Annotated in this window: 14 protein-coding genes; 7 read left to right on the top strand and 7 right to left on the bottom strand. The window is 64.7% G+C overall.

The window, feature by feature from the left end:
• Positions 1–9: 9 nt before the first annotated feature.
• Both AC1DMA_RS12705 and AC1DMA_RS12700 read right to left on the bottom strand, forming a co-directional pair.
• Positions 10–864, bottom strand: a complete 855-nt coding sequence (locus AC1DMA_RS12705) for a lytic transglycosylase domain-containing protein (RefSeq protein ID WP_478123814.1) — start codon at positions 862–864, stop codon at positions 10–12.
• A 76-nt stretch (positions 865–940) separates the two neighbouring features.
• Positions 941–2938: a DNA topoisomerase IV subunit B gene (locus tag AC1DMA_RS12700; RefSeq protein ID WP_478144402.1), complete on the bottom strand. Its 1998-nt coding sequence runs from the start codon at positions 2936–2938 to the stop codon at positions 941–943.
• A gap of 123 nt (positions 2939–3061) precedes the next feature.
• Between AC1DMA_RS12700 and AC1DMA_RS12695 the strand changes: the two genes are divergently transcribed.
• The 6 genes from AC1DMA_RS12695 (at position 3062) to AC1DMA_RS12670 (ending at position 7961) form a co-directional block, all read left to right on the top strand.
• Positions 3062–4279, top strand: coding sequence for an MFS transporter (locus AC1DMA_RS12695; protein ID WP_478144401.1), 1218 nt, complete (start codon positions 3062–3064; stop codon positions 4277–4279).
• A 7-nt stretch (positions 4280–4286) separates the two neighbouring features.
• On the top strand, positions 4287–4427 hold the full coding sequence (locus AC1DMA_RS12690) for a hypothetical protein (protein WP_478123817.1): 141 nt from the start codon (positions 4287–4289) through the stop codon (positions 4425–4427).
• The gene (locus AC1DMA_RS12685) at positions 4427–4987 is read left to right on the top strand and encodes a class I SAM-dependent methyltransferase (RefSeq protein WP_478144400.1); all 561 of its coding nucleotides are present in this window, start codon (positions 4427–4429) and stop codon (positions 4985–4987) included. The genes AC1DMA_RS12690 and AC1DMA_RS12685 overlap by 1 nt, the downstream gene beginning before the upstream one ends.
• Before the next feature lie 60 nt (positions 4988–5047).
• Positions 5048–5974, top strand: coding sequence for a 4-hydroxy-tetrahydrodipicolinate synthase (gene dapA / locus AC1DMA_RS12680; protein WP_478123819.1), 927 nt, complete (start codon positions 5048–5050; stop codon positions 5972–5974).
• Between the two features lie 115 nt (positions 5975–6089).
• Positions 6090–7172, top strand: a complete 1083-nt coding sequence (gene bamC, locus AC1DMA_RS12675; protein ID WP_478144399.1) for an outer membrane protein assembly factor BamC — start codon at positions 6090–6092, stop codon at positions 7170–7172.
• 12 nt (positions 7173–7184) lie between these two features.
• A complete protein-coding gene (locus tag AC1DMA_RS12670) occupies positions 7185–7961 on the top strand; it encodes an MBL fold metallo-hydrolase (protein WP_478144398.1) in 777 nt (258 codons plus the stop codon).
• Positions 7962–8048: 87 nt separating this feature from the next.
• Here the strand turns inward: AC1DMA_RS12670 and AC1DMA_RS12665 are convergent, their stop codons facing one another.
• From AC1DMA_RS12665 to AC1DMA_RS12655, 3 genes are all read right to left on the bottom strand, one after another.
• A complete protein-coding gene (locus tag AC1DMA_RS12665) occupies positions 8049–8318 on the bottom strand; it encodes a hypothetical protein (protein ID WP_478123822.1) in 270 nt (89 codons plus the stop codon).
• A gap of 88 nt (positions 8319–8406) precedes the next feature.
• Complete coding sequence (locus AC1DMA_RS12660; RefSeq protein ID WP_478144397.1) at positions 8407–8919, bottom strand: hypothetical protein; 513 nt, start codon at positions 8917–8919, stop codon at positions 8407–8409.
• Entirely contained in the window at positions 8909–10048 is a 1140-nt protein-coding gene (locus AC1DMA_RS12655) for a JmjC domain-containing protein (protein WP_478144396.1), read from the bottom strand. Before AC1DMA_RS12655 ends, AC1DMA_RS12660 begins: the two co-directional genes overlap by 11 nt.
• Positions 10049–10062: 14 nt before the next feature.
• On the opposite strand from AC1DMA_RS12655, the gene AC1DMA_RS12650 reads away from it, so the two are divergent.
• Entirely contained in the window at positions 10063–10587 is a 525-nt protein-coding gene (locus AC1DMA_RS12650) for an FKBP-type peptidyl-prolyl cis-trans isomerase (RefSeq protein ID WP_478123825.1), read from the top strand.
• 101 nt (positions 10588–10688) lie between these two features.
• Here AC1DMA_RS12650 and AC1DMA_RS12645 read toward each other — a convergent pair whose 3' ends face one another.
• Both AC1DMA_RS12645 and dut read right to left on the bottom strand, forming a co-directional pair.
• Entirely contained in the window at positions 10689–11180 is a 492-nt protein-coding gene (locus AC1DMA_RS12645; protein ID WP_478123826.1) for an outer membrane lipoprotein, read from the bottom strand.
• Positions 11181–11364: 184 nt separating this feature from the next.
• Positions 11365–11811 carry a dUTP diphosphatase gene (gene dut / locus AC1DMA_RS12640; RefSeq protein ID WP_478144395.1) on the bottom strand — a complete coding sequence of 149 codons (447 nt, stop codon included), beginning with the start codon at positions 11809–11811 and terminating at the stop codon, positions 11365–11367.
• Between the last annotated feature and the right edge of the window lie 3 nt (positions 11812–11814).

The raw sequence follows: 11814 nt of genomic DNA, 5'->3' as shown, positions 1-11814 counted from the left end.
CTTGCGAACTCATTGCAACGGAGAACCCGCCGGCTCGGGCAAGGCCGGCATCACCGGCCTGTCACGTGCGTCGGGCGGCATATTGCCACGGCCGAGCGCTCCACCCGCCGGCACACCCATTTCCATGCGAATGCGCGACGGCGCTTTGCCGCGGCCGACGGCAGCCGATGGCTTGAGATAGGCGTAAAGCTGCAACACGGTGGTCACGTAGTTCTGCGTCTCGGGATAGTTGGGCACCCTGTTGCCCGCACGCTGGACGGCGCCCTCGCCCGCGTTGTAGGCGGCCAGCGCCAGCTCGAGCTGTCCGGGGAACATGCCGAGCAGGTCGCGCAGGTAGCGCGAGCCGGTGGCGATATTGATGCGCGGATCGAAGAGCTTCTTCTCGATCGACGATCGCTTGTCGGCCGCGACACCGTAGCGCTCGGCAGTCGCCGGCATCACTTGCATCAAACCGAGCGCACCCTTGGGCGACACGGCCTGCGCGTCGAAGCCTGACTCGGTGGCAATGAGCGCCTGGAGCAGTTCGTAGTCGATCGAAAGCTGGCGCGCCGCATCGCGCATCGCGCCCTGCGCCGTCTTGTAGCCGGGGGACGATTCGAACATCGCCAGCAACGCCTGGGATGCGCGGGGGACCTTGCCATCGATCGGGCGCTTGCCGGCGCGACCCCACACGCCAATGCCATTGGCGGTATCGAAACTCTGTCCACCACGAAAGAACAGCTGGTAGCGACCGTCGAGCTTCTCGGATGCGAAATGCCCCACGCCCTTGTCGTCGACGTAGCCGTAGATGTCAGCCGCCAGCGCCGGTGGCGCCAGCACCGCCAGCCCGCAGGCCAGCAACATCGACAGCAAAGACATCCGCATGGGAACGACCATCCGCCACTATGAGGTCGAGCGACCCCGCCAGACCGTCCGCAACGTCACAAATTGTTCGAGGGGGTCACACATCGATCTCGACATCGTCCGCGCGCAGTTCCATCAGTTCCCGGCGCGCGGCAGCTTCGCCCTTACCCATGAGCTTGGTGATCTCGCCCTGCGTGCCCAGCACGTCGAAACGCCCGAGGCGGACTTGCAGCAGCCTGCGGGTATCGGGATTGAGCGTCGTTTCCCACAACTGCTCGGCGCTCATTTCGCCGAGGCCCTTGAAGCGGCTGATGCTCCATGCGCCTTCGCGCACGCCGTCCTTGCGCAGCTTGTCGAGAATCGCGGTCAATTCACCTTCGTCCAGCGCATATACCTTGGATGCCGGCTTCTTGCCGCGCGCCGGCGCGTCGACGCGAAAGAGCGGCGGCTTGGCCACATACACGTGCCCCGTTTCGATGAGCTTCGGAAAGTGCCTGAAGAACAGCGTCAGCAACAGCACCTGGATGTGCGAACCGTCGACGTCCGCATCGCTCAGGATGCAGATCTTCCCGTAGCGCAGGCCGGTCATGTCGGGTGTGTCGTCCGGCCCATGCGGATCGACGCCGACCGCCACCGAGATGTCGTGGATTTCGGTGTTGGCAAACAGCCGGTCGCGCTCGACCTCCCAGGTGTTGAGCACCTTCCCCCGCAGCGGCAGGATCGCCTGGCTTTCCTTGTCGCGGCCCATCTTGGCGCTGCCGCCGGCCGAATCCCCTTCAACGAGAAAGACTTCGTTGTGCGCGATGTCCTTGCTTTCGCAATCGGTCAGCTTGCCCGGCAGCACGGCCACGCCGGAACCCTTGCGTTTCTCGACCTTCTGGCCGGCCCTCTGGCGCGTCTGCGCGGCCTTGATCGCCAGTTCAGCGAGCTTTCTGCCGTAGTCGACATGCTGGTTGAGCCACAACTCCAGCGCCGGCCGGACAAAGCTGGACACCAGCCGCACCGCATCGCGCGAATTGAGCCGTTCCTTGATCTGGCCCTGGAACTGCGGATCGAGCACCTTGGCCGAGAGCACGTACGAAGCGCGCGCAAAGACATCCTCGGGCAGCAGCTTCACGCCCTTGGGCAGCAGCGAATGCAGTTCGATGAAGCTTTTGACCGCATTGAAGAGACCATCGCGCAGGCCGCTCTCGTGCGTGCCGCCGGCGCTGGTCGGGATCAGGTTGACGTAACTCTCGCGCACGGGCTGGCCGTCTTCGGTGAAGGCAACGCACCAGTCCGCGCCTTCGCCTTCGGCAAAGTTGTCGGCGTTCTTGTCCGCATGTCCCGCACCTTCGAAAAGGGGAATGACAGGGTCGCCGTTGAGCGTCTGCATCAGGTAGTCGCGCAGACCTCCTTTGTAGAGCCACGTCTGCGTTTCCTTGGTCTTTTCGACCACCAGCGTGACGGTCACGCCAGGCATCAACACTGCTTTGCTTCGCAGGAGATGCGTGAGCTCGTTGATCGGGAGCGCCGGCGATTCGAAGTACTTCGCGTCGGGCCACGCCCGCACCGTGGTGCCTTGCTTGCGATCACGCGGGCCGTCGCCGTTGGAGGCGGCCGCGACTTCCTGCGGCCGCACTTTCAGTTTGTCGACGACATCGCCGGCTGCAAAGGCGATCTGGGCAACCGATCCTTCGCGGTACGACGTCACTTCCAGCCGCTTCGAAAGCGCGTTGGTCACAGACACGCCCACCCCGTGCAGCCCGCCGGAGAAGCTGTAGGCGCCGCCGGAGCCCTTGTCGAACTTGCCGCCGGCGTGCAGGCGCGTGAACACCAGCTCGACCACGGGCGCCTTTTCTTCCGGATGCAACCCGAACGGAATGCCACGACCGTCGTCTTCGACGCTGGTCGAGCCGTCGGCGTGCAGCGTGACCTTGATTTTCTTGCCGTACCCCGCGAGCGCCTCATCGGCGGCGTTGTCCAGTACTTCCTGAATGATGTGCAGCGGATTGTCGGTGCGGGTGTACATACCCGGCCGCTGCTTGACGGGCTCGAGCCCCTTGAGGACGCGTATAGACGCCTCGCCGTAACTGCCTGGTTCCTTGCTTGCCATGGCGCGGGATTCTAGGGCTCGCGCCCGACAGCGCGGCGGCGCATCAGTCCGATGAGCAAATATCAACAATCGCATCGCGTTCGCCGCACACGCGCGACGCGCCTTTTCGGTACATTGCCCGGAATGACTTCCTCCCCCACCCAGCCCCTCAGCGTCAAGCAGGTTCTCATCTGCGGCGCCATGATCGTCACGATGTCCATGGGCATCCGGCATGGGTTCGGGCTTTGGCTGCAGCCGATCACGCAGGAAAACGGATGGTCGCGGCAGGCCTTCTCGCTGGCCATCGCCATCCAGAATCTTTCCTGGGGCGTGATCGGCGTGTTCGCCGGGATGCTGGCCGACAAGCTGGGGGCCTTCCGCGTCCTGCTGGCCGGCGCCGTGCTCTACGCGCTGGGCCTGGTCGGCATGGCCTTTTCGACTTCGACCTTCCTCTTCGCGCTGACGGCCGGTGTGCTGATCGGTGCCGCGCAGGCCGGCACGACCTACGCAGTCATCTACGGCGTGATCGGCCGGCAAATCGCGCCCGAGCGGCGCTCCTGGGCCATGGGCGTGGCCGCGGCCGCGGGCTCGTTCGGGCAGTTCCTCATGGTGCCGGTCGAAGGGCTGCTGATTGCCCATCTCGGCTGGCAGACCGCACTGGTGGTGCTCGCAATGATGGTGCTGATCATCGTGCCACTGGCCTTCGGCCTTCGCGAGCCGCGCGTGGCGGCGAGTTCCGTGCGCCGCAGCCAGACCATTGGCGAAGCCATCCGGGAAGCCCTCAAATATCGGAGCTTCATGCTGCTGACCGCCGGCTATCTGGTTTGCGGCTTCCAGCTGGCGTTCATTGGCGTGCACATGCCGAGCTACCTGCGCGACAAGGGCCTGCCGCCCGAAGTCGCGAGCTACGCGCTCGCGCTGGTCGGCCTCTTCAACGTCTTCGGCACGTACACCGCCGGAGCGCTCGGCGCGCGGCTGGCAAAGCGCAAGCTGCTCGCAGCGATCTACATCGCCCGCGCGCTGGCGATCGCCTTGTTCGTGGTCGTTCCGATCTCGCCCCTGACGGTGTATGTCTTTGCGAGCGTGATGGGGTTCCTGTGGCTGTCGACCGTGCCGCTGACGAGCGGCATCGTGGCGCAGATCTTTGGCGTGGCGCATCTCTCCATGCTGGGCGGCGTCGTCTTTTTCAGCCACCAGGTGGGTTCGTTCCTGGGGGTGTGGCTTGGCGGCTATCTCTACGATCGCACCGGCAGCTACGACGTCGTCTGGTACATGGCCATCGCGCTCGGCGTGTTCGCGGCGCTGATCAACCTGCCGGTGAAGGAAGGCGCCATCGTGCGCCCGGCGGCGCAACCGGCCTGAGAGCGCCATGCGAAGCCCGAACCGCGAACGCCTGATCCACGCCGGCTGGCTCGCGGCAGCAATGGCCGCGCTGGCGGGCGTGTTCGCCCTCTATACGCGCCCCGCGTTCCTCGTGACCCTGATCGACCAGCTCTGGGCTTGCTTCTGATGCGCCCGAATCACGACTCGCTAGCCCCATTGCCCTGGATCGTGCGCTGGTCGTCCTTGCTGGCGCCGGGTGCCACGGTGCTGGACGTCGCCTGCGGTTCGGGCCGCCATATGCGCTGGCTCGCCGGGCGCGGCCATTCGGTCACGGGTGTGGACCGGTCGCCGGAAGCGGTCGCCGCGGCGGCGCCCTACGGCCGGGTGCTTCAGGCAGACATCGAGGAAGGCCCGTGGCCTTTCGCCGGACAGGTGTTCGGCGGAGTCGTCGTCACCCGCTATCTTTGGCGTCCGCGGCTGCCAGACATCGTGGCAGCCGTCGCGCCGGGCGGGGTTTTGCTTTATGAAACCTTTGCGCAAGGCAACGAAACGGTCGGCAAACCGTCCCGGCCCGACTTCCTGCTGAAGCCCGGTGAGCTGCTGGACGCTTGTGCCGACCTGCAGGTGATCGCGTACGAAAACGGCTTCCTTGCCGCGCCCGACCGCTTCGTCCAGCGCATCGCGGCCGTCCGTCCGGAGCCGACGGCGCCGGGCGCGCCATCGCGGCATCCGCTCCAGGACCCCTAGGCCCCGGGCCCTGCTCACCATGGGCAGGCCCTGAGCCGGGCGCCGCGGCGGATCAGTAGAATGCTCTCTTTTCGTCCAACCGACAAAGAGATCCCCTTGGAGCAACTGACAGGCAGCATCGTCGCACTGGTCACGCCGATGCTTGACGACGGCAGCGTCGACTATCCCGCACTGCGCCGACTGATCGACTGGCACATCGACGAAGGAACGGATTGTCTCGGCGTGGTCGGAACCACCGGCGAGTCCCCCACCGTCGACGTCGAAGAGCACTGCGAAATCATCCGCGTCTCGGTCGAACAGGCCCGGGGCCGCGTGCCGGTCATGGCCGGCTGCGGTGCCAATTCCACCAAGGAAGCCATCGAGCTCGCCAGGTTCGCCAAGGGCGTCGGCGCCGATTGCCAGCTCCAGGTCGTCCCCTACTACAACAAGCCGACACAGGAAGGCCAGTTCCAGCACTTCAAGGCCATCGCCGAAGCTGTGGGCGACCTCCCGATCGTGCTCTACAACGTGCCAGGCCGCACCGTCGCCGATATGGCGCACGACACCGTGCTGCGCCTCGCGCAAGTGCCCGGCATCATCGGCATCAAGGAAGCGACGGGCAACATCGAGCGCGCCCAATGGCTGATCCGCGAAGTGCCCAAGAATTTCGCGGTGTATTCGGGGGACGACCCCACCGCCGTCGCACTGATGCTATGCGGCGGTCAAGGCAACATCAGCGTCACCGCCAACGTGGCGCCACGCAAGATGCACGAGCTTTGCGTGGCGGCAATCGCCGGCGACGTGAAGCGCGCGATGCAGATCCAGTTCGAGCTGATGCCGCTGCATCGCCATCTCTTTGTTGAACCCAACCCCATTCCGGTCAAGTGGGCCATGGCACGGCTGGGCCTGTGCGGCGGCGCGTTGCGCCTGCCCCTGACCGAGCTTGCCGAAGCCGGCCGGCCGGTCGTGGAGGCAGCCCTGCGCGCCAGCGGCCTCCTCAAGGATTGACCCATCTTTACTGCGCTGTTTGCGAACCCGGCAACCTTTTGCCCGGACTGCGCTCTGAAACTGCGGGCGCTGCAGCCCATCGATTGAGCTAAACATTCCTAGAAGGAAGACGACGTTGAACACCATTTCGCGATTCGCACTGCTGGCGCTGGTCACCAGTCTTGCCGCTTGCTCGGTCCTCGAAAGCGACAAGATCGACTACAAGAGCGCCGGCAAGGCACCCACACTCGAAGTGCCGCCCGACCTGACGCAGTTGTCGCGCGACAACCGCTACGTGGTGCCCGGCGGTGCCGTCACCGCCAACAGCTACCAGGCAGGCCTTGCCAATGCGCCGAGCCTTCCGACGGCCGTGAGTTCCGTGGGCGACGTGCGCATGGAACGCGCGGGCACGCAGCGCTGGCTGGTCATCAACCGACCGGCGGACCAGCTCTGGGAGCCCGTCAAGGACTTCTGGCAAGAGAGCGGCTTTCTGCTCACCACCGAGCAGCGCAACCTCGGCATCATGGAAACCGACTGGGCCGAAAACCGAGCCAAGCTGCCGCAGGACATCATCCGCAGCACGGTCGGCAGGTTCATGGATTCGGTCTATTCGACCGGCGAACTCGACCGCTTCCGCACGCGCATGGAACGCACGCCGACGGGCACCGAGATCTTCATCAGCCACCGCGGCATGCAAGAGGTCTACAGCACCAACACCAAGGACCAGACGGTGTGGCAGCCGCGCCCGAGCGATCCTGAGCTCGAAGCCGAATTCCTCCGCCGCCTGATGGTGAAGCTCGGCGTGTCGCAAGAGCAATCGAAGGTGCTCGCCGCGGCTGCCGCCCCTGCGCAAACCGCCCGCGTCGCAAACGTCAGCGGCCAACCAGTCGTGCAAATCAGCGAAGGCTTCGAACGCGCATGGCGCCGCGTGGGCCTGGCGCTCGACCGTACCGGCTTCACCGTCGAAGACCGCGACCGCAGCGCCGGCACCTACTTCGTCCGGTACGTGCCGCCGAAGGCAGACAAGAACGAGGCGGGCTTCTTCGGCAAGCTGTTCACCTTCGGCTCAAGCAAGTCCGAGGCACCGCTCAAGTTCCGCATCCTCGTCAAGAGCCAGGGCGATACGAGCACCGTGTCTGTGCTCGACGGCACCGGCGCACCGGACAGCACCGCCAACGCGCAGCGCATCGTCCAGGTCATYGCTGACGACCTGAAGTAAAGCCAGGCTCGCATGCTCCGCTTCCGCAGCCTGGGCAGCGGCAGCACCGGCAACGCCACGCTCGTCGAAGCGACCAGCGGCGGCCGAACGTCACGGCTCCTGGTCGACTGCGGCTTTGCGCTGCGTCACCTGGACGCCCGCCTCGCGCACGCCGGCGTCGCTGCCTGTGACATCGACGCCGTTTTCATCACGCATGAACACGGCGACCACATCGGCTGCGCGCACGCGCTCTCAAGGCGCGAACGCATTCCGGTCTGGATGAGCGAAGGAACATGGCTCGCCACCGGTGGCCGCGATTTCCAGGGCCGCCTGAACCTCGCAAGGGACGGCCTCGAAATCGTGGTGGGCGATCTGCTCGTGCAGCCCTTCACCGTGCCGCATGATGCGCGCGAACCGCTACAGCTTCGTTGCACCGATGGCGCGCGCAGCCTCGGCATCCTGACCGATTTAGGCCATGCAACGCCGCACGTGCTGGCCCGGCTGATGCAGCTGGACGCCTTGTTGCTCGAGTTCAACCATGACAGCGAAATGCTGGCGGGCTCTGCATACCCACCCTTTCTCAAGATGCGCGTCGGGGGCAACTACGGCCATCTGTCGAATATCGCCGCGGCGGCCATTGCGCGCGCGGTGTGTCATCCGGGGCTTCGGCATGTGGTTGGCGCTCATTTGAGCGAGCAGAACAACAGGCCGGACGTCGTGCGGCGTGCCATGGCCGAAGCTCTGGGTGCGAGCGAACACGAGATGCTCACCGCCACCGCCGCCGAAGGCTCGCCCTGGCTGGATCTCTGACGATCTGATGGACTCGCTCTGAAGATCAGAACCCAGTCCATGAAAAAGGCCGCCCTCGGGCGGCCTTCGCATTCACGGAAGGACACATCAGGGCTTGGAAGGAGCCGTTCCGTCCTGCTGCTTCTTGGCCTGATCCGTCGCCGAGTTGGCCGCGTCGAGCGCTGAAGACGAAGCGCCGGGCGTCGCTGTCGACGATGCAGCAGGCGCAGCAGGTGCAGGCGCCGGAGCGGTTGTCGCCGGAGCGGGCGTTGTTGATGCTGCTGGTGCTGCCGGTGGGACCGCAGACTCATCCTTTTTTCCGCAGGCCGTCAACGCGGCGGCGGCGATCAATGATGCGAGCAAGAGAGACTTCTTCATTACGTGGCTCCTTTGGATGAAGGTTTCGAAAATTCTAGACCCGCATCTGCACGCGGATAAGTCTCAGGCCCCGATTCGCGGCATTGGCTTACAAGCCCAGAGTCGAGGTCGGAAAGCCGGATTTCGCATGGCGAAGACACTCTTCGATACGCTCGCGAATGGCACGCCGCCCCTCCGGACTGTGCCCGCAGACACCCCGCACATGCTCAACGTCGATGCGATGCAAAAACCATGATGGCGTCCAGATGGCGCTCGGCACCTGCGGAAGACCCGGTCCGTCGCCAACGCGGCAATCGATGATGTGGCCCCACATACGGCGCCAGTGAACGAATCGCGCGTGGTGGCGCTGAAACACATCGAAGGTCCTGGCGAGCAGAACGAGACTGCGACCCGAAGACGCCCATGCCTGAAGCGCTTCGATGACCGAGCGTTCGCCGAGGGGCCAGTCGTTGAAGTCCGGATCGCTCCATACGACTTCGCGCCAATTCTGCTGCGATGCGGCCGCCAAGGCGCTGCGCAGATGAAGGTCGAACGCATCGCGACCGTCGAATGCGCCTTCGGGCAGTTGAATGGCGGCGGCGCCCTCGCTTTCACTCGGCATGGGCCCATCCTGCTTCGCACCAGTCGCTCAATAGCGCTAGCGCATCGTCGCTCGCGGCGGCCAAGTCGCGCGGGCCGAGGGTGCGCTGGTCCGCCAGCCGGCGCATGAGCTTGGCATCGCGCCCCGAGGCACGAAAGCTCTCGCCGTTGATGTAGAGATGGCGGGCGTCATACAGCATGCGCGTACGCCGATCCAGTGCAATGGCGTTCAGATCGGCAGGCAGCTCGCCCTGGTCGAACCAGACGGTCGGCTTGGGTTCGGTCATGGATTCGCCCAGTGCGCGATCGATCACGTCTTCATCGCGCATGACGGCAAGGACGGCTTGGCGCGCAAAAGCTTGCAGCCCAGCCGGCATTTCCGCGGGATTGGCGAGCGCAGGCTGAGCGGGGTCGCGGTAGTGCACCGCGGCTTGGCCGACTGCGTCCTGCACGGCGTCGGCCTGCGCTTCGGCGATGCGCGCCAGCAGGTCGGCGCCGAGCGGCGCAGCGGCAGGCGAACGAAGACCGATCGAGTAGGTCACGCAATCGCCGCCAACCGCGACGCCATCGTGCGCATAGCGCGGCGGCAGATACAGCATGTCGCCAGGCTCGAGGATGAAAGTCTGTTCAGGCTCGAACTGCGCGAGGATCTTGAGCGGGACATCCGGTTGAAGCCGCAGATCGCGCTGACGACCGATCGACCAGCGGCGGCGACCCTGCGCCTGGAGCAGAAACACGTCGTAGCTGTCGAAATGCGGCCCGACGCCACCGCCGTCGCTCGCGTAGCTGATCATCAAATCGTCCAGCCGCGCGTCGGGCACGAATCGAAACCGCTGCAACAACTCATGCACACCCTCATGGTGCAGATCGACGCCCTGGACCAGAAGCGTCCACGCAGCTTCCTTCAATGACGGGAGCGACCGCCGTGCGAATGGCCCGTGTCGCAGTGACCAACCGGTCTTCGCATGGCGTATCAGGCGAGATTCGACGCCCTCCTGCGCAGCCAAATCGAACAGTTGTGCCCGCTCGATTGGTGGCACCATGTCGGGCACTGCCTGTCGAATCAGCAGCGGCTTCTTCTGCCAGTGACGGCGCATGAACTGCTGAGCACTTAAGCCGCCAAGAAGGGGCAAGGGTTGATCAATCTCCATGGGAGAATTCTGCAATGGAAATCTCTGAACAATGCGTGGTCGGCTTGACTTGGACGCTGAAAGACACGCTGGGCGAAGTGCTGGACGTGCTGGACGAGCCCGTCGAATTCCTTGTCGGTGGCGAGGATCTCTTCGACGCGATCGAAGCTGCGCTGCTTGGCCATGAGCCGGGCGCCCGGGTGCAACTGCAGTTGGAGCCCGAGCAGGCTTTCGGCGACTTCAACGACCAATTGCTGTTTCTTGAACCTCGCAATCTTTTCCCCGAAGGGACTGAAGAAGGCATGACGTTCGACGGAGCGGCACTGCCGGCAGGCGTGAACCCGGACATGCCGAAAGATGTCCTCTACACAGTGAGCGAGATCTATCCGGATCACCTGGTGCTCGACGGCAACCATCCTCTGGCCGGTATCGCGATCCGGCTGGACATGACGGTGAGATCGGTGCGCGAAGCGACGGAAGAAGAAATCGGACGCGGCACAGCCGGCACCGGCTTTTTCAAGATCCCGACGACGGCGCCGGGGAATGATCTCCTGCACTGAGCATCCCCCGCAGACCATCCGCGAACCATCCGCAAACGGGCATAAAAAAGCCGGGCATTGCCCGGCTTTTTCCGTTGGACCGGACCGCTACGACGCGCTGCTCAGTAGCGCGAAATCTGGCCGTTGTCGATTCGCACACGGTCGCCGATGCGAAGGTCGCCGGGCGAAGGAACGTCGAAAGCGCGATAGCCGCCGTTGTCCGTCTGGACCGACACGCGGTAGCTTTCATACACGCGAGGCCGGTTGTTGTTGGCTTCGACGCTGTTGCCCAGCAAGGCACCGCCGACCACGCCCAGCGCGGTTGCCGCTGCGCGGCCGTTTCCGCTGCCGATCTGGTTGCCCAGCACACCACCAACCAAGCCGCCGGCAACTGCACCGCCACCCGAGGTGGGCGCGCCGGACGACTGGCTGCGGATGACCTCGATGTTGGCCACGCGACCGTATTCGACGTAGGGCCCTTGCGCGACAGGTTGCGGCGGCTGGTACGGATAGCGCCCTGTTTCGTAAACCGGTTGCGGCGCCACGCAAGCGGTAAGAGCAGAAATGGCGAGCACCGAAGCGGTGACAGCCAGGAGACGGGTTGGATTCTTCATGATGTATTGCTTCCTCAAAATACGGCGCCATCGGCGCGCCTCATGCATGATTTAACGTCCAGGCAGCAGTCGCGATGACCTGGACACATGTTGAAACTTTCGATGCTGCGGCGCGTATCGGGTTCCTGTCTTTACGCGTGGGAAATGTCTTCAAGGCAGTGCGAGTGGCTGCCTATAAAGGCGATCAGTGTTTGCCGGTCGAGCCGTAGCCGCCCTCGCCGCGTTCGCTGGGCGGAAACTCCCCGACCACGTTGAATTCCGCCTGCACCACCGGCACGATCACGAGTTGCGCCAGCCGCTCCATCGGCTGCAGCACGAAGGGCGTGTCGCTGCGGTTCCAGGCGCTGATCTTGAGTTCGCCCTGATAGTCACTGTCGATCAACCCCACGAGGTTGCCCAACACGATGCCGTGCTTGTGACCGAGCCCGGAGCGCGGCAGGATCATTGCGGCAAAGCCCGGATCGGCGAGATGGATCGCGATGCCGGTTCCCACCAGCTGCCAGCCGTTCGGCTCGAGGGTGATGGGCGCATCCAGGCAAGCCCGGAGGTCCAGCCCGGCACTGCCCGGAGTTGCGTAGGCCGGCAGTTGGTCCTGCATGCGGGGATCAAGGATGCGAACGTCGACTTTCACTGA

Source organism: Variovorax sp. 05N34, from assembly GCF_056397405.1.
Note: the sequence above shows the minus strand (reverse complement) of the source record. Positions and strands in the feature narration are given on the sequence as shown.

What these genes read in the sequence shown, in the direction of transcription:
- AC1DMA_RS12705 (WP_478123814.1), bottom strand. Translation starts at nt 864, where the DNA reads ATGCGGATGTCTTTGCTGTCGATGTTGCTGGCCTGCGGGCTGGCGGTG.
- AC1DMA_RS12700 (WP_478144402.1), bottom strand. Translation starts at nt 2,938, where the DNA reads ATGGCAAGCAAGGAACCAGGCAGTTACGGCGAGGCGTCTATACGCGTC.
- AC1DMA_RS12695 (WP_478144401.1), top strand. Translation starts at nt 3,062, where the DNA reads ATGACTTCCTCCCCCACCCAGCCCCTCAGCGTCAAGCAGGTTCTCATC.
- AC1DMA_RS12690 (WP_478123817.1), top strand. Translation starts at nt 4,287, where the DNA reads ATGCGAAGCCCGAACCGCGAACGCCTGATCCACGCCGGCTGGCTCGCG.
- AC1DMA_RS12685 (WP_478144400.1), top strand. Translation starts at nt 4,427, where the DNA reads ATGCGCCCGAATCACGACTCGCTAGCCCCATTGCCCTGGATCGTGCGC.
- dapA (WP_478123819.1), top strand. Translation starts at nt 5,048, where the DNA reads ATGCTCTCTTTTCGTCCAACCGACAAAGAGATCCCCTTGGAGCAACTG.
- AC1DMA_RS12670 (WP_478144398.1), top strand. Translation starts at nt 7,185, where the DNA reads ATGCTCCGCTTCCGCAGCCTGGGCAGCGGCAGCACCGGCAACGCCACG.
- AC1DMA_RS12665 (WP_478123822.1), bottom strand. Translation starts at nt 8,318, where the DNA reads ATGAAGAAGTCTCTCTTGCTCGCATCATTGATCGCCGCCGCCGCGTTG.
- AC1DMA_RS12660 (WP_478144397.1), bottom strand. Translation starts at nt 8,919, where the DNA reads ATGCCGAGTGAAAGCGAGGGCGCCGCCGCCATTCAACTGCCCGAAGGC.
- AC1DMA_RS12655 (WP_478144396.1), bottom strand. Translation starts at nt 10,048, where the DNA reads ATGGAGATTGATCAACCCTTGCCCCTTCTTGGCGGCTTAAGTGCTCAG.
- AC1DMA_RS12650 (WP_478123825.1), top strand. Translation starts at nt 10,063, where the DNA reads ATGGAAATCTCTGAACAATGCGTGGTCGGCTTGACTTGGACGCTGAAA.
- AC1DMA_RS12645 (WP_478123826.1), bottom strand. Translation starts at nt 11,180, where the DNA reads ATGAAGAATCCAACCCGTCTCCTGGCTGTCACCGCTTCGGTGCTCGCC.